Here is a 24,991-nt window from a genome sequence, read left to right as displayed (position 1 = left end):
GCCAGTGGCAGTTCCTCGACCAGGAACCAAAACCTCATTGCAGTTTATTTTACTGTTAATCCAATAAAAAACAGATGATTACGCCATAGCATTAAATCTTGGCTGTGATAGAGTCTCTTTGAACAAGGATCCGAGCCTGAATGTAATGGAGGCCATATGAGCACAGCAGTTCCACGTACCGTCACATCTCCCAAAAAGTTCATTATTGGCAAAGGCTTATTGTCGCAAATGCACGAATATGTGCATGACTTCGGCGACAATGCTTTTATTATCGCCGATGAGTTTATTCTCAGCAGGCTTGAGAACGAAGCCCTGACGGGGCTTGAGCAAAACGGCATCAACAACCAACTGGAAAAATTCAACTACGAGTGCAGTGAAGTCGAGATCCAGCGTCTTGTCGCCCTGGCTGAGCAGGCTCATGCCAACGTAATTGTCGGTGTCGGCGGCGGTAAGACACTGGATGTCGCCAAGGCCGTTGCCTTCCACCTTAAGCACCCTGTCGTTCTCTACCCCACCATAGCGTCAACCGATGCTCCCTGTACGGCTTTATCAGTGATTTATACCGAAGCGGGTGAGTTTGAACGCTATCTGTTCCTGCCACAAAATCCGGATGCCGTGATTGCCGACACCAGCATAATCGCTGCCGCGCCGGCGCGTTTCTTCGCTGCAGGTATAGGCGATGCCCTGGCCACCTACTTTGAAGCCAGGGCCTGTTATCAAGCCGACGGTGTCAACCTGGTGCTGAAAAAGCCTTCGCGTACCGGCCTTGGTCTGGCACAACTGTGCTATCAATTGCTCAGTGAAAATGTGGCCGCCGCCATGGATGCGGTAAACAATAAGATAGTCACCTCGGCGCTGGAGCAAACCATAGAAGCAACCATCTATTTAAGCGGTGTTGGTGCCGAAGCCGGTGGCCTGGCGGCAGCGCACGCAGTCAATAACGGCATGTCGGCAGTTGCCGAATTGCATAACGCCCAGCACGGCGAAAAGGTGGTCTTTGGCCTCTTGACCCAACTGGTGCTGGAAAACGCCCCACAGAGCGAAATCGACAATGTTGTCCGCATCATTAAAACCGCGGGTTTGCCGCTGACTCTGGCAGATATGGGGCTGAAACAATTCCGTGAGGAGGAGTGGCGTAAAGTTGCCGAAATCGCCTGCGCCGAAGGCGATACCATGGGCAATATGCCTATGGCGGTCAGTGCCGATGATGTCTATCAGGCAATGATCGCAGCCAATGCCATGGCCGAACGCTATAGCCACCAGAACTGACAAGATACAAAGGATGCAACCTCTCTCCCGAAAGCGAGGGGTTGCATCTTCCCTTGCGCAAGATCAAAACGATAAGTTGCATTTTTGTTGGTGAATGCTATTTTTAAGTTTTTTAAAAACAAAGAATTAACAAAAAAGGATTAAAAATCACCGACCGGTAGACATCAGGCGACTGATGCGATCAAGATCACACAAATGTCGCCATTTAAAGCGTAGAAAGGTTTGAGCTTTTTCTTGCCACTCGCCTCTGAGGGGCAAAACCCACGATAACTTCAAACATTTTCACCCGATGCCAGGAGTTGGCATCAATACCCTATTACTTGCAACGCTGGGAGGAACACATGGCATATGCAACGATCAATCCCTTCACGGGAGAGCTCATCAAAGAATTTCCCAATGCCACTGATGCCGAAGTCACAGAGGCAATTGAATCGGCCCACCAGGCCTTTTTGAGTTGGCGCAATACCTCTTTTGCCAACAAGGCTGAAATACTCTATCGGGCTGCAGCCCTGCTCAGAGACAGCAAGCGCCGCTATGCAGAGCTGCTGACCCTAGAGATGGGTAAAGTCATTGGAGAGGCCGAGGCCGAAGTAGAACTGTCGGCGCAGATCCTCGAATACTATGCCGAGCATGCCGAGAGACTGCTGGCACCGCAGAAACTGCCTGTGGCCGATCCCGCCGAAGGGGAAGCGCTGCTGGTCAATGAACCTCTTGGGGTCTTGCTGGCCATTGAACCCTGGAACTTCCCCTATTACCAGATAGCCAGGATCTTGGCTCCGCAACTTTCTGCCGGCAACACCCTGCTGCTGAAACACGCTTCCAATGTGCCTCAGTGCGCCGCCGCTTTTGAGAGCCTGATGCGGGATGCCGGACTGCCACAGGGCGCCTTCCAGAACCTGTATGCTACCCGGGATCAAGTCGAGCAGATCATCAACTCACCCAAGGTACATGGCGTGGCTCTGACCGGCTCTGAAGGTGCAGGCGCCGTTATTGCCTCTCAGGCCGGTAAGGCGCTGAAAAAATCCACTCTGGAGCTGGGCGGCTCTGACGCCTTTATCGTGCTGGAAGATGCCGAGCTTGAGAAAACCATAGATTGGGCGGTATTCGGCCGTCACTGGAATGCCGGTCAGGTATGTGTTTCATCCAAACGGATGATCCTGGTGGAAGCCATTTATGACAAGTTTATGGAAGGCTATACCAAAGGCGTAGCCGCGCTTAAAGCCGGTGACCCTATGGATCCGAACACGACTCTGGCGCCCCTGTCTTCCCAGGGTGCTGCCGATGAAGTGAAGCAGAAAATTCGTGAAGCGGTTGAGCATGGTGCCACAGCTACCGAAGTTGGTCCCAAAGTGCCGGAGCAAGGCGCTTTTGTACAGCCGACCATACTTACCAATGTGACCCCGGACAATCCGGCTTACTATTGGGAGTTCTTCGGCCCTGTCTCCATGATCCTCAAGGCAAAGGATGAACAGGAAGCGATTGCCATTGCCAACGATTCGCCCTTCGGCCTCGGTGGCTCTGTGTTCACCGCCGATGAACAGCGCGGTCTGGCGGTAGCCAAGCAAGTCTCTACCGGGATGATGTTTGTCAACCACCCCACCATGGTTAAGGCTGATTTGCCCTTTGGCGGCATCCGCCGCTCCGGCTATGGTCGTGAACTGATCGACTTAGGCCTGAAAGAGTTCGTCAACCACAAGTTGATCAACGTGGTGGATATCAACGCTCCCTTCTGATCGCGCTTGAAGCATATTTAGTTCGATAAAGACCCGAGCACCTGGCCGGGTCTTTTATCGCCACAGTCAAATCGACTGGCAAACTGACTGGTGTTGGCACAAAGCACAGAACGCGGCTGCGCCAAAACGGGAATAGCCAATGGTATGTCCTTGTATTCAATACCTTGTCCATGTCATCTTAACCGATACCTAATACTCAAAACCGTGTAATTCATGTCCGGACTGGAAAAGAAACTGCCACCCCTGGCGCTCTTGCTGCTGTTTGCGCTACTGTTGCAACTGACATCCTATTACTTACCCTCTTCAAACCTGCATCCGACCTTTAGTTTGGGGCTCGCTGTTTCTCTGTTGACTGCTGGGCTGGTTATTCCTTTGGCAGGAGTACTGAGCTTCAAACGCCATGGAACCACGCCGGATCCCAGGGTGCCGGAACAGAGTTCGGCCTTGGTGACCTCAGGTATTTACCGCTGCTCACGCAACCCCATGTACCTGGGGTTTGTACTCTTGCTGCTGGCACAGGCCGTCTTTCTCAACAGTCTCTGGTTACTGTTTTTAATCGCCCTTTTTGTTGCTTATTTGCAACGCTTTCAAATCCTTCCGGAAGAACGGGCAATGCAGCAACTCTTTGGTGACAGCTACCGCTTGTATTGTCAAAAAGTCAGACGCTGGATTTAGCTGCTTATCTAGCGAAGAAAAAGCATGACGGAGCCAAAGATGCTTACTCCCAGAGCACTATAGCCGTGACCCAGCTCACAACCATATTATCCGCCGCTAATTCAGCTTCCCAGTTTGCATCTTTAGCTCATCCCCGAGACGCTATCGCCGCGCATCTCTGGCATAATTGCCGCTGACGGTCAACCACATTTTTTGAGACACTGCCATGCCTCTGTTTGCCAGAGCCTCCGCCTTCGCCGATTTTATCTACCGCCATTCCCGTGCCGTACACACGGTAAAACTGGCCTTGGCGCTGTTTATTGCCGCCGCCATCAACGCCATCTGGTCTTTGCCTCATTTTGTCTGGAGTATGGTCACCATAGTGATCATCATGATGGGCCTGCCACAGGTGGGCGGCGCTATCGAAAAATCGCTGCAGCGGGCTGTAGGCACCTGCCTGGGCTCGGCTTATGGGGTCTCTTTGGTGATCTTGATGAACGGCTATTGGGATCTGATGGGGTTGCTGATCCTCGGGGTCAGCATAGTCTGTTATCTCAACGCCGGCCGTTACAGCTATGCCTATCTGGTAGCTGGGTTCACCATGATCATAGTGATAGGTGACGCCAACCACGACACCTCAGAAGCTCTGTGGCGTACCGCCAATATTCTCATCGGCTGCGTGATTGCCGTGCTGGTCTCCCTGTTTGTGCTGCCAATCAAGGCCAAACAGGACTGGCGGGCACAACTGGCAAGTTCACTGAAAATCATGACCCAAGTGTTGGAGCAGCATCTCAATGCCGGCCAGGAAGAGCCGAAAAATGCCCGTAAGTCGCTGGAGACGGCAATGAAGGCGGTGCTGGCGCAGAAAAAGCTGCTGTTTTCGCTGGAATGGGAAAGCCAAACATTAAAGAAAGAGGCCCAGACTCTAACCGAGCTGGCCAACAAACAGATAAGGGTGATCACGCTTTTGGAACTACTGCTGCTCACCCGCTGGAAGGCCGAAGAAGATGCGGCTTATGCCAGAGTTAAGCAGGTGGCCAGTGGGCTGCAGCGAGAGTTCGCCTATCTGGCGGACTATGTGGCCGGCAACACGCCCGACTGTCCTAAACTCCCCTTGGGACTTGGTTATCAATTGCAGCAACAGCTGCTTAAGCAACTGCCATCTGAATCGAGCGACGACTCGCCGGAAGCGGCGCATCAAGACTTTGCGCTCAGCGGTTACAGCTGGCTTATCTATCAACTTGCCCAGGCACTGTTGGCCATTCATGGCGAGCTGGCCAGTCTGGATCTGGCCTATAAGCGCAAAGCATCTGCCCAGCGCCAGTTGGATATTCCCGAGTAATTGGCCGAGTAATCAGCCAATTGCCGGGCGTTACAGTCGCAACGGCTTTGTTTCCTAAATCAGTTGAACTAAAACCATAGCTGGTGATCTGATCGACATAGCCCATCAACTCGCCCATCAATCGTGTCAAAACCTCGATATAAAACAATCAACTGGAAGCAATACAATCAAGCCCTGATCAATCGTGGCTCACTTACCTTCTGGATTGATGAGGACGCTATCGCCCAGTGGAAAGCTAAGGCCGAGCAACCAAGGAAAGGTCGACCACGCGTATTTAGCGACTTAGCCATTACCACCGCGCTGATGGTTAAACGTGTTTTCTCGATGCCACTACGAGCGTTACAAGGCTTTATCAACTCGGTGTTTAAACTGGCTGATATTCCGCTTTCGTGCCCACATTACACTTGCATCAGCAAACGCGCTAAAACCGTCAAGATTGCTTTTAAAACCAAGACGCGTGGCACCATTGAGCACTTGGCTATCGACTCGACAGGCTTGAAGGTTTATGGCGAAGGTGAGTGGAAAGTGAAGAAACATGGCACAGATGGCAAGCGCCGCGTGTGGCGTAAGCTGCATATCGCTGTCGATACCCATAGTCATGAAATTATTGCAGCGGAACTGAGTTTATCCGGTGTCACTGACGCTGAAGTTATGCCGAATTTGCTCAAGCAAACCCATCGCAAAATCCGCAATATCTCAGGTGATGGTGCTTACGACACAAGAGCCTGTCACGATGCCGTTCGTAGAAAACGGGCTTTAGTACTCATTCCACCGAGGGAAGGCGCCGCGCTCTGGGAACAAGGTCATCCGCGTAACTTAGCGGTCAGTTGGCAACAGCTTCATGGTTCAAACAAACAGTGGAAAAAACGGTATGGTTATCATCGGCGGTCAATCTCAGAAACAGCAATGTACAGAGTGAAGCAACTACTTGGTGGCAGATTGAGCCTGCGAAATTATAACGGTCAGGTAGGAGAAACTTACGCGATGATAAAGGCGTTGAACAAACTCACTGGGCTAGGCATGCCTGAAACTTACCGTGTAGTTTAATATTCAAACGATTATGAGGAGCTTTGCTCGCTGAATCGATTTAGGAAACAAAGCCGATTTAGGGGTCGATAAAGCGCAAGTCATTGCCGAAGAAGTGGTGCAAATCACTCGCTTAGGTTTAGCTGGTCACCATTAATGGCATCAACACTCTCTGACGAACGTAACAAAGAGGAATACAGCTTCATCTATGGAGATGAGGCTGTGAGCTATGAGGTGCTGCGTAAGCCTATCAAACAAGGAAAAAAGCGAAGTATTACCATCAAGGTGCAACCCAACTGTGATGTCACAGTTAGTACCCCAGAAGACGCTGAGCTTGAGGACATTCACCAAGCGGTAATGAAACGTGCCAAGTGGATTTATGATGCCCTGAAAGAGTTTCGAGGTCATTTGGAGTACGTGCAGCCCAAACACTACGTTAGCGGTGAGATGCAGTTCTATCTTGGGCGTCGTTATGTATTGAAGATCGTGGAAGATTCAGAAGCCTTACCAACGGTAAAAATGACTCGCGGTAAGTTACTTGTCAACTTGACGAGGTTTAACGATGACAAAACTTCCATGGTTAAAGCTTTGGTGCGCAACTGATACAAGGTTCGTGCTGAACGTATTTTCCATGAGCGCCTATCTGAGTTACTACCTCAAGCGACATGGGTTGATGGTATCCCCAGCTTTCGTGTACTGCCCATGACAAAGCAATGGGGAAGCTGTTAAGCCAAAGGGAACCTGATGCTCAACCCTCATCTAATTAAAGCGCCTAAAGAGTGTATTGATTACGTGATTCTGCACGAGCTTTGTCATATCGCTGAGCACAACCACAGTGAGAAATTCTGGCGCTTATTAACAAGCGTGATGCCTAATTGGAAAGCAGTAAAAGCCCGTTTAGATGGAATGGCGGAGCTGTATTTGAATGAGTAAGGATTGTTGAATGACATGCCCAACTTGTGAAAAGCATATTGGCTGGGATTGGCTCGAAGATGAGTGCATCGAGCCAAACGAAGCCTTTGACTGCCCACACTGTGATGAAACCTTGCGCTATGAATTGGATGAAGGTACTTACCTTGGTGCTCAGCATGTAACGATTGAAGTTGTGGATGATTAGGTAAATTATTTATATCCGAGTGCCTATTCATTTAAGGTGAATAAGTATTTTCATTGTTCCATGAAGGTTTCGATGCATCGAATCTTTACTCTAACCAATAAATGTCCAAAAACGATTCTGAGATTAAATATCCTTTATAAGGAGCAGTGCTTATCCTGTAAGCACTGCTCCTTATAAAGTTTCAATCTTTAATGTAAAAGTGGCGAACTTTATCGTCAGAGTTACAAACTTTGTTGTCCACCGACATCTCGTCCAGGTGTTTCGATTTCAGGTTTTCAGGAGCATCGTCAAAAACGATATGAGCGTTCGAAAGGCCGATGATCCGGTCTGCAAAACGCTGGGCGTATTCCAATTGGTGCAAGGAAATAACCGCGGTGATTCCATCTTCCTGACAAATATCGCGCAGTAGGCCGAGTACCTTTTCAGAAGTGGCCGGATCCAGGCTGGCAACGGGCTCATCGGCAAGAATCATGGATGGTTGCTGCACCAATGCTCTGGCGATTCCAACCCGCTGCTGCTGGCCGCCGGACAACTGATCTACTCGGGAAAGCGCTTTGTCAGCCAGACCTACGCGGTCGAGGCATTGCAGAGCCAACTCCAGGTCCTGCCGGGGCAGGGGAAGCAGGCTTCGCCAAGTACCGTGATACGCAAGTCTGCCTGTCAGCACATTCTGTAACACGGTGTATCGTTCGATCAGCTGGTGATGCTGGAACACCATGGCGGTGCGGCTGCGGTGCTGTCGCAGGATTCTACGGTTGGTCAGTTCACCAAACTCGCCAGACACAACCTTCCCGGTTGTGGGCTTAACCAGGTGATTCAGTGAACGAAGCAGAGTGGATTTACCCGCGCCTGAAAGTCCCAGTAGCACGGTGAATTCGCCCTTGTGAAAGTGAACGTTGGTGGGTTTGAGCGCGAGGACGTTTCCCGGGTAGGTTACGCCCATACTCTCGACTCGAAGCATCACATTGGTTGATTGAGTTGGGGCCACAGTATCACCTTTTGCAATAAATAAGCTCGCCGTATTGCGAGTTACAATTGAACGATAAAGCTGAGAGATGACAACGTCGTGTCACTGATGTGACAGTTTGATGAAGTGCTTTTGGTTCGCAAGGATTTTCCGAAGGGCTCTGTGAAATACATGGAGCTCAGCCAAAGTGGAACGAGCCACCCAGGAGCTTAAGCAACAAAAATTGCGTTCCACCGTCAGTCGGCGAATCTCACGGTACAGTTCGTCCGTGCTGAGTTCATCGAATTGCTTACCGACTATACTCTTGCCTTCGAGGAGGTCGGACGCGCTCTCCAATAGGTCGCGCTTCCAGGTGCTGACTATGGTGGGGTGGATCTGGAAACGGGCAGCAATTCAAGGTGTGGCCTTAAGGGTGGGCAAGGACAGCCTTGCACTTACTAATTCGAAATAAAGTAAGCGAACATTACCCGGAGATATAAGCCAAATCCGGATGGCCAAAAAACGATTTCAATAGTCGTGGCAATTTTTGCAAACGTCGAAGCTGCCGGTAAACAGTGCTCCGAAGTTGTTCTTTGCTGTTAATGATCTTTTTACCGACGTGATGGTATTTGATATAGCCCCAAACAGACTCGTCAGGATTCAGCTCCGGCGAGTACGGCGGCAGGAAGAACAACCTGAGCTTGCCGTCGAGACTCTCAACATAGTCTCGAACCCGACGAGCATGATGAACCGGGTGGTTATCGAGGATCAGGAAAACCGGCTTGTCAACGTCTTGCACCAGAGCCTTGAGGAAACCAAGAAACGCATCGGTGTTCATGTTGCCCTGAATGGTCTTAAAGCGAAGCTCGCCGCGAGGCGAGATGGCCGAGATCAGATTGATGCTGAAGCGACTGCCCGTATTACGGATGATCGGAGTTTCACCCCTGGGTGCCCAGGTGGTGCCACTGTGATAATCAGACCGAATGCTGGCTTCATCGCCGAAATAGATGGTGGCGCCGACTTTTTTTGCTTCCTTGCGAATTTCCGGGTAGGTCTCTTCTTTCCATTGTTTCACGGCCTCTGGCTTTTGCTGGTAGGCCCGATGCAGGGGTTTCTGAGGCGTCAGCCCCAGGTTTCGAAGCAGACGACCGACCGAGACATCGCTTAACCGGACGTTGAACTTTTGCCGGATGAGCTCACGCACTCGGCCCCGAGTCCACAGGGCAAAATCAAACTTCAACTGGTCCGGCGTAAAGGTCGTTATCCAGATATACAGCTCCCGGATCTGAGCACCGCTCAGTTTCTTGGGACGACCGGAAATCTGCTTGGCCTTGAGCGCGTCAAAGCCACCCTCGCGGTAGGCAGCCAGCCATTCATAGATTCGTGCTCGGCTCATCCCCAGCGCTTTGATGACGACTTCTGGACTCTCGCCATCCATGACCCGTTGAACGGCGCGAACGCGAATGGCTTCTAATGTTTTGTGATCAAGTTTACGACCGTCATCGTGGCGCATGTGTGTAAATATCCGATAAGCTTGGCGAACGGAGCCTACATTATAAATGATGTTCGCTTACTTTCGAACCCATTAGTAAATGGCTTTATTTTTTGTTAGCGTTTTCGTTCCATTGGGCGTCACACCCCCTTATAAAGGATATTTAATCTCAGAATCGTTTTTGGACAAAAATCATTTAGGGTCGATACACTAAATAACCCTCTATTCATTATTTAATGTACTCTGACCGAACCAATACCCTCACTAAAGTGGAAGTCAATGATAAATAAATATGCAAAAGGCAAGGTTTTCCCCCCTTGCCTCTATTAAAATTATGCTGCATACCACCCATCAGCTAGCACTTCTGCTTGATCCAGAACCAGCTTAATCGCCTCTTCAGCGGCATCAGGTGGGTACTTCCAGCGGCGTAATAAACGACGTACAAGGTTGCGCATACGAGCACGGACACTCTCACGTTTCTGCCAGTCTACCGTAGCGGATTTACGCAGTTGGTGAGTGAGTTCAATGGCGAGTTGACGAAGGTTGTCATCGCCTAACGTTCGCACGGAAGCCTCGTTGGTGACCAATGCACGGTAAAACGCAATTTCATCAGTGGAAAGCCCCAGCTTTTCCATCATCTCAGCGTCAGCTTGCATCTCTTTGGCCCACTGGATCAGCTCTTCAATTACCTGTGCGGTTTCAATGTTGCGATTATGATATTTCTGCAAAGTCGACATAATACGGTCGGAATATTTCTTTTCCTGCACAACATCGTTTTTCATTCTTGCTTTCACTTCGTCGCGCAACAGCTTTTCTAGCAGTTCTACGGCTAAATTCTTCTCTTTCATATTGGCGACATCTTCCAAAAACTCAGGAGAGAGCAAGCCAATATTCGGTTTATCTAAACCAACCGTTTTAAAGATATCATCCACTCCATCGGCAACCACCGCGTTATTCAAGATCTGGCGCAAAGCAGAATTACGCAATTCATCACTGCGCTTTTTATCAACTGTTGAGTGTTTTAAGAAAGCGGTCTTGATCGCTCCGTAAAAGGCGATTTCACTCTTATAACCATCAACCTCATCCAAGGTATTACACAATGAGAAGGCTTTCATCAACGCAGCCATGACATCAAGGAAACGGCGTTTGCCATCACGAACTTCTTCGCCTTTGCTGTTGCGGTGTGAGAGACCTGAGATATGGTTCACGGCTCCCGGAAGCAGTTGCAGTGGTTTGGTTTCAAAATCCGGACGATAGTTGAAGATGTCACCATCAACAGGCGTGGCAAACATACCGCGAATTACGTCGATTTTTTCCATAAAGACTGCGAAAGCTTCAGCGGTATCAACGGTTGGCTTTCCCTTACCTTGGCTATTGGTATAGGTCTTCAGTGCGTTTTTGAGTTCATTGGCAATACCAATATAGTCAACAACTAAACCTCCGGGCTTATCCTTAAACACGCGGTTCACTCGCGCTATCGCCTGCATCAGGTTATGACCTTTCATTGGCTTGTCGATATACATGGTATGACAACAAGGCGCATCAAAACCTGTTAACCACATATCTCGCACAATAACCAATTGCAATTCGTCATCGGTATCTTTGTAACGTTTCTCGAACAGCTTTTTGGTCTTCTTATCATGGATATGAGGCTGCATTTTGGCCTTGTCAGCAGCGCTGCCTGTCATAACAATTTTGATCGCGCCTTTGTTTGGATCATCGCTGTGCCATTCGGGTTTGATGGCCACGATGGCATCGTATAAATCCACACAAATCTCTCGACTCATGGCAACAATCATCGCCTTACCCGGAAAAGTTTCACAGCGAATGGTAAAGTGCTCAACCAGGTCTTGGGCAACTTGTTTGATTCGCGGCTCTGCACCAACGAGTTTCTCAAGTGCTGACCACTGTGATTTTATTTTCTCGCGACTTTCCGTTTCTTCGTCTTCGCCAATTTCCTCTTCGACCTGATCGTTAAGCGCTTCGATTTCATCTTGATTTATATCGAGCTTGGCTAAGCGGGATTCGTAGTAAATCGGCACTGTCGCGCCGTCATCGACCGCGTCTTGAATATCGTAGATAGAAACATAATCACCAAAGACACTGCGAGTATCTTTATCATCCATTGATATCGGTGTACCTGTAAAACCAATAAAAGCGGCATTTGGCAGCGCGTCACGCATGTATTTGGAGTAACCATAAACATAACGCTGATCAACCACGTTGCCATCTTCGTCTTTAACATCTACTAGGCGAGCTTTGTTGCCATACTGGCTACGGTGTGCCTCATCGGAAACCACCACGATATTCGAGCGTTCAGAAAGGATAGGATGTGCCATTTCTTCGTCGAGTAAAGCAAACTTCTGTACAGTAGTGAAGATGATGCCACCGGATTGACGATTGAGCAGTAAATCGCGCAATGAGTCACGGTCTTCTGCCTGCAGAGGAATCTGTTTTAGCGTTTCTTGCGCCATCGTAAAGGTGTTAAATAGCTGGCCATCTAGGTCATTACGGTCGGTAACCACTACTAAGGTTGGGTTATTCATTTCTGGTTGTTGCAGCAATTTACTTGCGTAACAGACCATCGAAATGCTTTTCCCGCTGCCTTGGGTATGCCAAACCACGCCCGCTTTTTTACTTCCGGGCACCACGGTATTGGCGTAATTTGCCCGTGGCTCAGTAATTTGGTCAGACGTTGTGGCAGCCGTGACGGTTGCCTTAACAGCAGCTCGGACGGCATGGAATTGGTGATAACCTGCGATTTTTTTGATGATCTTGTCGCTATCATTTTCGAACAATACGAAGTAGCGAATGTAATCGAGCAGCAATTCTGGCTTAAAGAAGCCACGCACCATGGTTTCTAATTGGAATTCGAGTAATGGCTTGTCGTCTTCGTCCTCGATGGTTTTCCATGGCAAAAAGCGCTCTTTATTAGCCGTTAACGAGCCGACTCGCGCCGTCCATCCATCTGAAATGACCAGCGCTTCATTGAACACAAAGAGGTCAGCGATTTCTTCTTTATAAGTTTGGATTTGATTGTAAGCATTCCAAATATCGGCGTGATCATCGGCTGGATTTTTCAGCTCAATGACCGCCATTGGCAAGCCATTGATAAAGACAATCACATCTGGCCTACGATTGACTTTGGTGCCTGTGATGGTGAACTGATTAACCACTAAGAACTCGTTATTCTCGCGGTTCTCAAAATCAATTAATCGAACATGAGTATGCTTGGTCACCCATTGTTCTTGCTCCATTACCGAGTATTCAACAGGCACACCTTCGATTAAATATTGGTGAAAGAGTTTGTTGTTTTTAATCAGTACAGGCGTTTGCGGTGTGGCAACGATTTTCGCTACTTCGATTAAGGTGTCACTGGGCACATTTGGGTTTAAGGTTTCCAAGGCAGAGACTAAACGCGCCTGTAGCGTGACTTGCTGATAGTTTTCACGTTCAGGCATATCACCATCTGGTGCGATGTCATAGCCATTTTGGTATTGGTAACCTAGCTCTTTAAACCAATCGAGGCATTGTTGTTCTAGTTGGTCTTCAGTAATCATTAAGCCTTTATCCTTATTATTTATTCCATGTGCTCTTAATCAACCGTCCGGTTTGGTTATAAATGCCAACCTGCTCAATGTAATGGTGGAAATCCCTATTTTCAGAGACGATTCGGTTTGCAGATTGCCAATCCACGTTGACTCTCTCTTGAGCTGGAATGAGTATTTGGCTATCAAACAAAGATTCAGTATCCAGAATCAGCACGCCAATCCCGTGCAAGCTCGACAACATTTGCAGCTCACCTTCAACGTCGCTATTTAAGCCTGTGGCAACAAGGTAGCCGAAATTGGCCCAACTCGAATTCGATACTGCTTGGAAAAAGTATTTTCGTACGTTGCCTTTAGTAAGATGTTTCTTCACTTCAAAAGACCAAAGTCGAACCGAGCTATGATTCCCATTGCGCACACAGCTTCTCACAATTTCATCCCAACCTTGGTCGAGCGGCTCTAGCGCCACCACATCCGGATGTAACCAGTGATTGCCACCGTTGCCATGAGAGTTTTTAGATTTACGCTCGTCAATACGCTGACAGTAAAGGCCCAGATCCTTGCTAAGGTACTCAATCAACATTGGGTAGAGATCGTGTTCGCTTAAGCTTTGCGGCACGAGAGGCGTATCGATGTCTGATTCATCTGCATCGCTAAGATCATCTTCCTGATGAGCAGGTGTAGGCTTCTGCTCCCAGTAATAAACCCGAGGTCTTGGTTTGTCACGAGTGGCGACATTAGGACAAACGATTTTCGCTCTTTCAGTACGTTCCCCACCAATTTCTGCCGCGAGCTGGGCGATAAGCTTGTCTTCGGTGTTGTATCGAGGGTTTGCTTGCTTCTCAGCGATTTCTTCTGGATATCGAAGCACAAATTCTTTGGCTAAATCCCGAGCAGTAAACTTCTTGTCGGGGTTCGCCTTGAGCGTTTCGATAATCATTTCTACTCGGGTTGCCATTATTCGACCTCTGCTAATTCTTGAGCTTGTCCTAACTCGATTTCGCCGGAAAGCAATTTAGGAAGCAAGGTATCTCGCAGTGCTGCAAGATTGATATTTTGCTGTTTATTGTTCGCCACAGTTCTGAAAAATGATGCAAAAACTTCCTCTAGCTTTCTACATAACTCTTCATTAGGAACAACTATCATCAATCGTTCGAAGTCTCTTGGGTAAATATGTGGCTGAGCTGCTCCAGTTTGCATATCAAAAATCTTTTTCTGATTATACCTAAGAGCTACATACTGTAAGAAAAACAGAGGGGTGGTCGATTGGCTTATGTAAGAGCAATCTGAAGCCCAAATGTTTTCAAAATACAAATTTACATACCCAGCGTTTGCACCAGAAGCACTAATAGTTATAGCTGGCCCATCTACATTATGGGCGTTGTGAAAATATGCTGGCTTTAACCCGCCAGCCACAACAGGGACATCACCGTCAACAATGGTTTTCTTGGTGATGTTTTTACCTTTAGTTATTTTCACCCACTCAGAAAATGGTTTTACTTCCCAACCATCTGGGATCAAACCAAGCTCAGACTCAACGAGCTTTTCAGGGAATAGCGAGGCAGTGGCAGCATCCATCCCCTCTGGCAGCTCGCCATTCATTTTGGCTTTAACTGGATCGAAATCGACAAACCACGATTTGAAGATAGCTTGTGCCATTTGTTCTAGGGTTTGGTTGGTTTGTGTATTTAGCGCCATTTTTGAGGCAATATCAGACAATGACTTCGCAACCATATCCTCATTGCCAATTCGAGGAATATTCAAGGCTTTTAATACAGGAATTCGAACATTACTAACTGTGGAACCTGTTCCTTCATTCCAAGCTATCTGCTGCTGGACGTAAGGAGATTGCAAAGCCCAAAATAGATATTGTCCATTTACATCAGATTTTGGACGTAATAATACCTGCCTCTGTCCTAAGCAGCACTTTAAGCCTTCTGGTATCATGCATACTTCACCCATCGGGGCTTCACGCGTAAATACGATATCACCTGCTTTTGGGGCTGCTCGTTTTATTCGTTTTTGATAATCTTCTTCGTTAGTAAAACTAGGAGCGGAAAGATCTAGAACACCATTTTTGATATTCTGATTTCGTAAGACAATAATCCCTTCATCAGTCCATTTTGGTGTTGAATGAGGACAGTCAACTACAAGTTCGCACAATGAATCTAGAGTCGCGGTTTCAAAGCTCATAACCCAACTCCACTAGGTTCTTCTTGATCTCAGCTTCTAGTGTTGCTGATTCTGCAAACTGTTCACTTAACTTACTGGTTAGAACAGTCATCTTTTCAGCAAATGGAACACCATCATCTAGTTCTTCAGCAGCACCAACGTATCGTCCCGGAGTGAGCACAAAATCGTGTTTCTTAATCTCTTCTAACGTTGCTGATTTACAGAAGCCTGCTTGGTCTTCGTAAGCGACACCATTTACTTCCGCACCCGTTTTCCATGCATGGTAAAGGTCAGCGACTTTCTGGATATCATCTTGGGTAAAATCTCGAAGCACACGGTCTTTCATATAGCCAAGGTTACGTGCATCAATAAACAACACTTCACCTTTACGATCACGTAGTTTTCGGCCTGATTTATCGGTACGGGCTTTCTTGTTTTTGGTTAAAAACCAGATACAAGCAGGGATCTGGGTGTTGGTAAACAGTTGTCCCGGAAGCGCAACCATACATTCAACCAAATCGTTCTCGACTAAGGCCGCACGAATTTCACCTTCGTTGTTGGTGGTTGAACTCATCGAGCCATTGGCAAGTAACAAGGCTTGAGAACCATCAGGAGCTAGGTGGTAAAGCATATGCTGCATCCACGCAAAGTTTGCGTTACCCGACGGTGGTGTGCCGTATACCCAGCGCGGATCATTATCATCGACACCCGTATTCCACTCTTTCATGTTGAAAGGAGGGTTAGCCATGATGAAGTCAGCACGCAAATCAGGATGTTGGTCATTGGTGTAGGTACTGGCAGGTTCCTTACCAAAATCATAATCCAACCCACGGATTGCCATGTTCATCGCAGCAAGCTGCCATGTGGTGTAGTTGTATTCCTGACCGTAAATAGAGATTCTTTGTTTTTGCGTGAGTGGGTCAATCTCTTTTTGGTTAGCGCGGCGCTCAATAAACTTCTCTGATTGCACAAAGAAACCGCCCGAACCCATTGCAGGGTCATACACACGGCCTTCAAACGGCTCAATCATCTCAACAATCAGCGAAACGATTGATGCAGGCGTGTAGAACTGACCGCCTTTCTTACCTTCAGCAAGAGCAAATTGGCCTAGGAAGTATTCGTAAATATGACCAAGAATATCTTTGCTGTTAAGCGACTTATGATTGAATGGGATGGTCGCGATGAGGTTAATCAGCTCATTAAGTTTTGACTGATCAATTTTTAGAGCGGCGTAGTGCTTGTTGAGTACACCTTTTAGCTTCTGGTTGTCGCGCTCAATCCCCTCCAATGCATTATCAATCAGGTGACCAACAGACGTGATTTTCTTCGTTTTACCATCAATAACCAAATCGGCACCACCAATAACCATCGGGCCATTGTCTTGCAGGAACTTCCAACGAGATTCTGTAGGCAACCAAAACACGTTTTTCTCTTTGTAGTAATCGCGCTGTTCCAGCTCAATCGCGATTTCTTGTTCAAGTTCTTCAGCCGTGTAACCTTCAGGATCGAGGAAGTACTCGTGATCAGGATTAGCAAAGTCTTGTTTTAGCTCTTCTTGGCGCAACATGAAGGCGTCAGACACGTATTTAACGAAAATTAAGCCAAGCACCGCATGTTTGTATTGAGAGGCATCGAGTGACGCACGGAGTTTGTCTGCGGCTGTCCAGAGCTTACTTTCCAGCTCTTTGAGGAATAGTTGTTCTTGTTCGTTCATTGCTGATTTCTTGAATTCGAAAAATTTACCTTATGATACCAGTAACTAAGCAAACTTCCTTGAGTTCTGCCTTACTTAACAGTGATTTTTATGAAGTAAGGAGCACATTATGGCTGCTTGGAATAAAGGAAAAAGAGTTGGACAGAAGAAAGCGTTCAAATTGGAAGACATTTGGCGCATTCGAATTCGATTGGAGCTTGAGGAACGGTTATTTGAATTGGCGTTGTTTAACCTTGCCATCGATAGCAAACTCAGAGCATGTGACTTGCGTAACCTAAAGGTACAAGACGTTAGCCGCAGTGGTTGTGTGATGTCACGAGCTATTGTGAAGCAACAGAAAACCCATCAAGAAGTGCACTTCGAGATCACGCCTAAGACCCAACAAACCTTATCTCAATGGATTATTAAGAATTGTCTGACGCCAACCGACTACGTGTTCCCAAGCCCACGTCGTCAAGGTCAACCAATCTCTTACCATTACTACACGACTATGGTTAACAGATGGGTAACGGATATCGGTTTAGATAAATCTCAGTACGGCACACATTCGCTACGTCGCACCAAGGCTTCTTTGATCTACGCCAAAACCAAGAACTTACGTGCTATCCAGTTACTTCTTGGACATGCTAAGTTAGAAAGTACGATTGAATACCTTGGTGTTGAGATTGAAGATGCGCTAAGGATTTCGGAGAGTTGCGAGACGTAAGATTCAATGCCAACGGCTTAAGTTGTAAACATTAATGGCAGTTGTTTGTGTCCCCAACACTATATCTTTCATACAAATATAAGAAGTGTATTTATGACTACTCAGCACATTAAAGTTGGCAGTGTTCCCGATATTATTGAGCTAATGCCAAACCCCAATGAGCAAAGTGATTCTTATCCTTTTACCCTCTCAACGAATAGTACATGGGGAGAACAAGGTTCCGAAGTATCGATAGAGAAATTGCGTCAAAATATCGAGCCTTGGTTAACAGCTCTTTTTCAATCCGAACATTTAAATCTATTGATCGGTGCAGGTTTGAGTACGTCTATTCAAATGTCGGCAACAGGTGCGCCTCCTGCTGGAATGGGGTGGATCAGTGATCTAGCCGTCTGTCAAAGCGAAATAAATGCATTCGCTACAAAAGCTGCCACAGCGGCTGGTCGCGATAAAGGAAATATAGAAGATCAAATAAGAGCTATTAATGAACTTATCAAAGGGCTTGAAATTCTAACAGTGTTAAATAACCCACAACCTGAAAACCCTCCAGCTCCTTTTGTAGCCTATAGAGACCTAAAAGCTGATTTAGATGCAATTAAGGGGGAGTTGTCTCGATGTCTAGGTGAGTTTTCAAAATCTGTCAGTAACGGAGAACACTTAATTAAAAGTGCTGAACCAAAACGAAAAGAGGAAACTTTCAACTATCTTGTGAGCTTCTTAATGAGCTTTGCAAGTAGAACCGCTACACGCGATAGATTGCATATTTTTACAACGAACTACGACCGAATTATCGAGGTTGGTGCTGAACTTGCAGGTTTAAGACTCATAGATCGTTTTGTTGGAAGTATCGCTCCCGTTTTTAGATCCTCAAGATTAGAAGTTGATTATCACTATAACCCTCCGGGAATACGTGGTGAACCAAGATATTTGGAAGGAGTGGCTCGTTTTACCAAGCTTCACGGTTCTCTTGATTGGCACGAACAAGATGGTGCGATTAGGCGCTTTGGTTTACCTTTTGGAGCACGCTCTGTTGAACCGTTTTTAGAAGCAGAAGGTCACGAAAGCAATAGCTATGAACAACTAATGATTTACCCTAATTCAGTCAAAGACAGAGAAACCGCAGAGTACCCCTATGTAGAGCTATTTAGAGACTTAGCAGCAGCGACTAGCCGTCCAAACAGTACATTAGTCACGTATGGCTATAGCTTTGGTGATGAGCATATAAACCGAGTAATTGAAGATATGCTTACCGTTCCATCTACCCATCTCGTCATCATTGCTTTCGGTGACCCGCTCGGAAGAATTATGAACTTCATTAGTAAAAGTGGAAGAAAAGCTCAAATCACTTTACTAATGGGTGACCATTTAGGTGACCTCAAAACTTTGGTTGATAACTATCTACCTAAACCAGCCATAGATAAAGCATCAATAAAGATGGCCGAACTACTAAAGCAGCGAGGCTTTATCCAGTCAGAACACTCAGGTAATGCAACTACCACCGAGGTAACACTATGAGTTACTTGCCTATAGAAAGACTAGAGCAGCTACGAATCGGAACCGTTGGTTTTGTATCGCCTAGTGAAATTAGAGTTTCCTTAGAAATTGATTCTCCAGACTCAGTGTCTCTTCAAGGAGGTTCTCCTCGCAACTTTCCCCGGATAAATAGCTATGTACTGATAAACAGTGATGATGGGTTTCTCGTTGGTCAAGTTGAGTGGATCGCAGTAGAACACTCGCCATATCCAAAGAGAAGAGGCTTGCAAGATTTTGGCTTGATAGATCTACCTTTTCCACTAAAAAAGCTCAGTATCAACCCCGTTGGGACATTGAGAAGCGATAGAAAAAACGATGGCTTCAGATTCACTAGAGGAACAGATGCATTTCCTTCGGTTGGTGATTCAGTACTCCTACCTACTGATAAACAATTAAACTCAATAATCGAATCAGGTGAAAACAGAAGGGTTAAAATAGGAGATAGTCCTCTAGCTAACAATGCAGAAATAAAAATCGATCCCGATAGGCTTTTTGGGCGACATATAGCTGTTTTGGGCAATACGGGTAGTGGTAAGTCTTGTTCTGTGGCGGGGCTAATTCAATGGTCTTTGGACGCAGTTTTACAACAGGGAAAGACCCCAAATGCTCGATTCATAATACTTGATCCTAATGGGGAGTACAGCCGAGCATTTGGCCCAAAGTCAAAATACAAGGGTAAGTTATTACGCGTAGAAGCTAACTCTGATGATGGTGAGCTAGATCTTAAAGTACCATCATGGCTATGGAATAGTTCTGAGTGGGGAGCGTTCACTCAAGCAAGTTCAAAAGTTCAACTCCCATTGCTACGACGAGCTTTGAGGGCGATGAGAAATGATGTGTTGTCAGAAGATGACGTAACAATTCAAGCAAAACATTTTTGCGGAATACTTCTCGTTTCAATAAGGCAACTAGCAAGTCAAGGGCAGATATATGTGAATGCTGGCCCTGCCAAAGGCTTAGTTGAAAGTTTAACGTCATGGGAAAGTAGCCTTTTAACACTAAACGAAAAAATCGACAACCAACCTTTCGATAACCTAATAAGTACGATAAATGCGTATCTATCCTCCAGAAGAGGAATACAGTGGCCTGCTAAGCCTGATGTCGGTGATACAGACAGGTTGATTGCTGACTTAAAACAAGCTCATGTTGCACTTGGCGGCGATGAACAAGAACTTCTCCCGAAAAGTGAAGATACGCCTATTCGTTTTGAAGGTGATGACTTCGTAGCATATCTCGAAGCTTTAGCACAAGAAACAGGAACAGAGCAATTCGTGGAATTTCTTTTGACTCGAATTCGCACAATGTTAGGTGACACCCGAATTAGTGCCGTCACTAAAGATTCGGAGGAACCTATCAGTTTAACTAATTGGTTAGATACTTTTCTTGGGAAGGACACTCATGGTGCTATCACAGTTATCGACCTTTCACTCGTTCCAAATGAAATTATCCATCTTGTAACAGCAGTAATCTCTAGAGTGACTTTTGAAGCTCTTCAACGATACAGGAAAATGAATGGAAAACCATTACCGACAGTAATGGTTGCAGAGGAAGCCCATACATTTATCAAACGATACAAAGAAGAAAGTGAGAGTCAGTCAGTCTCTGATGTGTGCTGCAAAGTCTTTGAAAAGATCGCTCGCGAAGGGCGGAAATTTGGTTTAGGTCTAGTAGTATCATCCCAACGACCTTCTGAGCTATCTCCCACTGTTCTGTCTCAATGTAATACTTTTTTATTGCACAGAATTAGCAATGATAGAGACCAAGAACAAGTCCATAGGCTTGTTCCCGATAACATGAGGGGATTATTAAGAGAGCTACCATCACTACCATCACGACATGCAATTTTACTCGGATGGGCTTCTGAACTCCCCGTTTTAGTTCGAATGAAAGAACTTACTGAAGAACAAAGACCACAATCTGATGATCCAGACTTTTGGAACGTATGGTCTAACTCCACAACTGAGCCACGTGAAGTAAACTGGCAGCCAATCGTTGAAGAGTGGCAAAACCGAGATTAATTTATCTGTTAAAATAGCGCCAAAGATATGCCTTACAACACGAATTAAGGTTAACTAATCTAAGGCGCTTTTGTCCCCAAGCTAGGCGTCGTGAGACGTCTCTGGACAATTTTGATTTGGGTCTTGTTTTAGAAGTTCGTTCCTAAAGCTGATGCTACTTTCTAGGAAAATCCCGTTCTTTGATGCCTCTCTCTGAACTGCTCGTTGATATTCAATAATATGCATTGCAATAGTCCCATCATATATTTGAGTGCAAAATGGCTAAAACCGATATGCAGCTATTGCTGTACCAATTCTTACAGAAGCATCAAACTGAGAGTTCTACTTTCACCAAAGAAGAGCTTCTTGAGCAAGTGGGTTGGAAACCCAGTACATTCAAGTCTTACTACGGGAAGGGACAGATCACCCAGTTCTTAGCTGAGATCGAAGCTAATACGTACGAAGCAATAAATGTACTAGACGTAAGTTTCATCGAGTTCAAAAAGCGTTTATCTCAAAGCAAACACTATCAAGAGTTAGGTCATAAATGTAAATCTAACTTAGCGAAAGCTCTGCTCAAAAAATCCAAAGATAATATGATGCTCGCCTTAGAGCTTTATAACAGACCATCACTTGAAAATAAGTTAGATGGATTTGTCATGATGTACTCAACAGCTTGGGAACAGCTACTTAAGGCAATTATCATTGAGCGTGATGGTGAAGAATCAATATTTGAGAAATCGAATAAACAAGGCGTTAAGAAAACAATTTCTTTGCGACAATGTTTGGATAAGTTGTTCAAAGAGAATGACAATGTAAGGAAGAATATCTCTCGTATAGCTGATTGGCGTGATGGTGCAGTTCATCTACTTATGCCAGAGCTTCAAGGATTAGCCTCTCGAATTTTTCAATCAGGCGTTCTAAATTACTCATCCAAGTTTCAAGATTTTGCTGAGATACCATTTATGCAGTCTCAGCATGCTGGCATGATATCTCTAGTTGGTGATTTCAAAATGCCACCAAAAGCGATGTTAAGCTCATTATATGGTAAAGCTGCGGAAGATATTCTTGAATTAGCTCAAACGGTACAAGACGAAATTGAGCAAGAAGATGATATTGAGTTCGCCATACCTATTAACGTATCACTTGTATACGCTCGCAATGAAAAAGATAGTCAGATAATACTTGCTGCTGCTAATGGTAAAACTCAGGACTTGGAGCGGTTGAAAAAAGCTCTCATTGTAGAAAAACGAGTAGACCCAGAGAAAACTCATACTTTTACTCAAAAGACTGCTATTGATGCAATCAATAAAACCCTTCATGCTAACTACGATACCGCAAAGCTAGAGAAGTGTTTAGTAGCTCGAGACAAGAGAGGAAAGCCAACGATAAACAATCATTGCTTCCAAGCAGCATTAAAAAAGCTAAATTGGAAAGCAACGTCTAACAAACACCACCACTACCAAAAGATATCCAATACACACATTTATTCTCAAGATGCGGTTGATGATCTGGTTAGACATATTACAACGAAGGATGACTTTATTAAGCAAGCGAAGGCTCAAGCTTCAAAGAAAAAGTAGCTTTCTGTAAAGCGCTTCATTGTCCTTAAATGAGAAAAGATTAAACCGATGACATACACAATAACTGAACATAAACATCGCTTCTGTGCATGGGCAGCTTCCAGAGCGTCAAGTGTCAAGGAGACAAGGTTTACGGTAGAACAAGGTAAACAACTTATCGAGTCTATAGGTCTAGACACATTGGTTGACAATCCAGATAAACTACCAGCAAGAGTGGACATTGATAAACAGCACCGCCTATGGCGTGAACAACTTATTGCTGAAGCAAGTAAAATAGGATTGACCTTTACTCATGGGGTCGCCGCCAAATTAATCAACATGTACTTAAAATCGGCTTTGGTTTGCGGGGGACATGATTCGCACGTAAAAGTCGTCGATTTGCACCCTCCCATAGATGCTGTGTTGTTGAACGCTTTGTGCCGAAGTAATTTCGGAGGACTGAAGTTTCGCTGGAAAGAGGCTGAGCTAGCAAGGTGGTCTAAATTTTCCTCAGATCAATATGAACAAGTGATCCAATCAATCAGAGAAGTAATGGGCAGCCGCGCGTTATGGGAAATTGAAAAATTCTGGAAAGGGCACCAGTAATGAATGAACTAAGGCGCTTTTGTCCCAGTTCAATTGACTGGTCGAACTTTATAGCCCTAGTATAAGCACTTAACCTGTAGTGCATTAGGAATCTCAATGGAACCATCAAAACCATTATCTTGGGTCAAAGGCTTAAAAAATGCGTATCAAAGTCTTGGTGCCATTCAGCGAGATCAATACTCGTGGGTGGCGAAAACAGATTTAACCTATGTTTTTTCGGCAGAGATAGACCACATACATCCTGAAGACAACAGGTACAATCATAAGGATGGTACTTTTAGTAAAAGGGTTCCAGCCATGAGTATAGCGCTGGGCCACGAGCCATTAAGTATTAGCCATTCAAAAGAGCTGTTTGAAGCCGTCAGGGATGCGTTTTCTCAGTCACTAGAATGCTATGTAATCTTGGTAAAAGGCACTAAATTTGGTACCTCCAAAGGAGGGATTAAAGCAGGTCATGACGACCATTTTTGGATAGTCGAATGCCTAGATGGCACAGTCGAGAATGGTTACGAATTCAAGCTTTGTCGAATACGTTAAATCCTAGCCCAGCGATGTTAACCAAACTCGCATTTGTCCCGAAGTGACTCAAAATCATCGTCAGCATATCTCCGGGCAACTGATTTCTAACTACTCACCTTTAATGAATAATTGTGCAAACACATATATTTCTCTCACATGAATTTTATTGAGGAAAATTTTGAAGCAGGACGACAAGAAATTTAAAGAGCGAAAATGACAATGGGGCATTTTTGAGTTACCCGATTGCAGTATGTCGTCAGCGAAGGCAGCACATCATTTTTGTTTGCTTGCCTTTGTTATCAGCTGAAACTCCATACCAGTGCGTTTAGTGTTACGGGTTCTATAGCGCGTTGGATATTTATCAAAAAAGTCAGATAACTTCTTCAACCCGTAGTTTCGAGGGTCAAAATCTGGCTTCAGTCTCTTTAAGTACTTGCCTATTTCACCTAGTTTTGCCCAGCCCGATTCATCTCGATAGTTCTGCCAAGCTTGATGCATTAATCGCCATAATTCGCGTTCTGAGTCTTGATTAGAGCTTGGTTGTGCCTCCCCAAGATCAACATCAGCGTTTAAGTTCTCTATCGCTACAAAGTCATCACAAGCGTTTTTAAACGAAGTCGGAGTCATCGCTTTTCCTACACCGATGACGTGTATCTCCGACTCTCTTAATCTCGTAGCAAGACTTGTAAAGTCACTATCACTGGATATCAAAGCAAAAGCATCAAACCTTTGGCTGTACAAGAGATCCATTGCATCAATAATCATTAAAGAGTCTGTCGAGTTTTTTCCAGATGTATAGGCAAATTGCTGCTTAGCTTGAATCGCTAACTCATTCAAAGGCTGCTTCCAGTTTTTTAGTTGTTCAGCAGAAAAATCGCCATATGCACGTTTAACGATGATCTGCCCAAAACTAGAAAGCTCTTCAATAATCAGGTTTAGCTTTGAGTGTGGAGTGTTTTCTGAATCAATTAATACAGCGATTTTTCTGTTACCCATAATCCGTGCGTGACCATCCTTTATGTAGTTAGTTGCACTATCCAATTTTATTCCTTCCAAGG

The 24,991-nt window shown here is 45.8% G+C and carries 19 protein-coding genes and 1 pseudogene; 13 read left to right on the top strand and 7 right to left on the bottom strand.

The window, feature by feature from the left end:
* Positions 1–156: 156 nt before the first annotated feature.
* From DI392_RS14025 to DI392_RS19640, 7 genes and pseudogenes are all read left to right on the top strand, one after another.
* Positions 157–1,269 carry a glycerol dehydrogenase gene (locus tag DI392_RS14025; protein WP_109320333.1) on the top strand — a complete coding sequence of 371 codons (1,113 nt, stop codon included), beginning with the start codon at positions 157–159 and terminating at the stop codon, positions 1,267–1,269.
* Positions 1,270–1,610: 341 nt separating this feature from the next.
* Positions 1,611–3,002, top strand: coding sequence for an NAD-dependent succinate-semialdehyde dehydrogenase (locus tag DI392_RS14020; protein ID WP_109320332.1), 1,392 nt, complete (start codon positions 1,611–1,613; stop codon positions 3,000–3,002).
* A gap of 213 nt (positions 3,003–3,215) precedes the next feature.
* Positions 3,216–3,677, top strand: coding sequence for a methyltransferase family protein (locus DI392_RS14015; protein WP_089110951.1), 462 nt, complete (start codon positions 3,216–3,218; stop codon positions 3,675–3,677).
* A gap of 205 nt (positions 3,678–3,882) precedes the next feature.
* The gene (locus DI392_RS14010) at positions 3,883–4,998 is read left to right on the top strand and encodes an FUSC family protein (RefSeq protein WP_109320331.1); all 1,116 of its coding nucleotides are present in this window, start codon (positions 3,883–3,885) and stop codon (positions 4,996–4,998) included.
* 123 nt (positions 4,999–5,121) lie between these two features.
* The gene (locus tag DI392_RS14005) at positions 5,122–6,045 is read left to right on the top strand and encodes an IS5-like element ISSpu11 family transposase (protein ID WP_055647290.1); all 924 of its coding nucleotides are present in this window, start codon (positions 5,122–5,124) and stop codon (positions 6,043–6,045) included.
* A gap of 135 nt (positions 6,046–6,180) precedes the next feature.
* A pseudogene (locus DI392_RS14000) lies at positions 6,181–6,957 on the top strand (M48 family metallopeptidase).
* Between the two features lie 10 nt (positions 6,958–6,967).
* A complete protein-coding gene (locus DI392_RS19640) occupies positions 6,968–7,141 on the top strand; it encodes a hypothetical protein (RefSeq protein WP_089110950.1) in 174 nt (57 codons plus the stop codon).
* A 181-nt stretch (positions 7,142–7,322) separates the two neighbouring features.
* Here the strand turns inward: DI392_RS19640 and phnC are convergent, their stop codons facing one another.
* The 6 genes from phnC to DI392_RS13970 all read right to left on the bottom strand — a co-directional run bounded on the left by phnC (position 7,323) and on the right by DI392_RS13970 (position 17,013).
* Positions 7,323–8,102 (bottom strand): phosphonate ABC transporter ATP-binding protein, encoded by a 780-nt coding sequence (gene phnC / locus DI392_RS13995; RefSeq protein ID WP_281259830.1) that lies wholly within the window; start codon positions 8,100–8,102, stop codon positions 7,323–7,325.
* A 469-nt stretch (positions 8,103–8,571) separates the two neighbouring features.
* Positions 8,572–9,600, bottom strand: a complete 1,029-nt coding sequence (locus DI392_RS13990) for an IS630 family transposase (RefSeq protein ID WP_054645368.1) — start codon at positions 9,598–9,600, stop codon at positions 8,572–8,574.
* A gap of 311 nt (positions 9,601–9,911) precedes the next feature.
* Positions 9,912–13,139 carry a type I restriction endonuclease subunit R gene (locus DI392_RS13985; protein ID WP_041154773.1) on the bottom strand — a complete coding sequence of 1,076 codons (3,228 nt, stop codon included), beginning with the start codon at positions 13,137–13,139 and terminating at the stop codon, positions 9,912–9,914.
* 16 nt (positions 13,140–13,155) lie between these two features.
* Entirely contained in the window at positions 13,156–14,085 is a 930-nt protein-coding gene (locus DI392_RS13980; RefSeq protein ID WP_109320330.1) for a COG2958 family protein, read from the bottom strand.
* Positions 14,085–15,320 carry a restriction endonuclease subunit S gene (locus DI392_RS13975; protein ID WP_041154774.1) on the bottom strand — a complete coding sequence of 412 codons (1,236 nt, stop codon included), beginning with the start codon at positions 15,318–15,320 and terminating at the stop codon, positions 14,085–14,087. Before DI392_RS13975 ends, DI392_RS13980 begins: the two co-directional genes overlap by 1 nt.
* A complete protein-coding gene (locus tag DI392_RS13970) occupies positions 15,310–17,013 on the bottom strand; it encodes a class I SAM-dependent DNA methyltransferase (RefSeq protein ID WP_041154775.1) in 1,704 nt (567 codons plus the stop codon). Before DI392_RS13970 ends, DI392_RS13975 begins: the two co-directional genes overlap by 11 nt.
* Before the next feature lie 109 nt (positions 17,014–17,122).
* On the opposite strand from DI392_RS13970, the gene DI392_RS13965 reads away from it, so the two are divergent.
* The 6 genes from DI392_RS13965 to DI392_RS13940 all read left to right on the top strand — a co-directional run bounded on the left by DI392_RS13965 (position 17,123) and on the right by DI392_RS13940 (position 23,951).
* On the top strand, positions 17,123–17,719 hold the full coding sequence (locus DI392_RS13965; protein ID WP_041154776.1) for a tyrosine-type recombinase/integrase: 597 nt from the start codon (positions 17,123–17,125) through the stop codon (positions 17,717–17,719).
* 93 nt (positions 17,720–17,812) lie between these two features.
* Positions 17,813–19,231 carry an SIR2 family protein gene (locus DI392_RS13960; RefSeq protein WP_014232712.1) on the top strand — a complete coding sequence of 473 codons (1,419 nt, stop codon included), beginning with the start codon at positions 17,813–17,815 and terminating at the stop codon, positions 19,229–19,231.
* Positions 19,228–21,267, top strand: a complete 2,040-nt coding sequence (locus DI392_RS13955; RefSeq protein ID WP_014232713.1) for an ATP-binding protein — start codon at positions 19,228–19,230, stop codon at positions 21,265–21,267. Before DI392_RS13960 ends, DI392_RS13955 begins: the two co-directional genes overlap by 4 nt.
* Positions 21,268–21,524: 257 nt before the next feature.
* A complete protein-coding gene (locus tag DI392_RS13950) occupies positions 21,525–22,829 on the top strand; it encodes a DUF3644 domain-containing protein (RefSeq protein ID WP_109320329.1) in 1,305 nt (434 codons plus the stop codon).
* A 48-nt stretch (positions 22,830–22,877) separates the two neighbouring features.
* On the top strand, positions 22,878–23,414 hold the full coding sequence (locus DI392_RS13945; RefSeq protein ID WP_041154778.1) for a hypothetical protein: 537 nt from the start codon (positions 22,878–22,880) through the stop codon (positions 23,412–23,414).
* 96 nt (positions 23,415–23,510) lie between these two features.
* The gene (locus tag DI392_RS13940; RefSeq protein WP_041154779.1) at positions 23,511–23,951 is read left to right on the top strand and encodes a hypothetical protein; all 441 of its coding nucleotides are present in this window, start codon (positions 23,511–23,513) and stop codon (positions 23,949–23,951) included.
* A gap of 255 nt (positions 23,952–24,206) precedes the next feature.
* On the opposite strand, the gene DI392_RS13935 is transcribed toward DI392_RS13940, so the two are convergent.
* Positions 24,207–24,929: an NYN domain-containing protein gene (locus DI392_RS13935; RefSeq protein WP_041154780.1), complete on the bottom strand. Its 723-nt coding sequence runs from the start codon at positions 24,927–24,929 to the stop codon at positions 24,207–24,209.
* Positions 24,930–24,991 lie beyond the last annotated feature (62 nt).

It is taken from the genome of Vibrio albus (assembly GCF_003144035.1).
Taxonomy (GTDB): domain Bacteria; phylum Pseudomonadota; class Gammaproteobacteria; order Enterobacterales; family Vibrionaceae; genus Vibrio; species Vibrio albus.
This window is presented reverse-complemented; position numbering and strand designations above follow the sequence as displayed.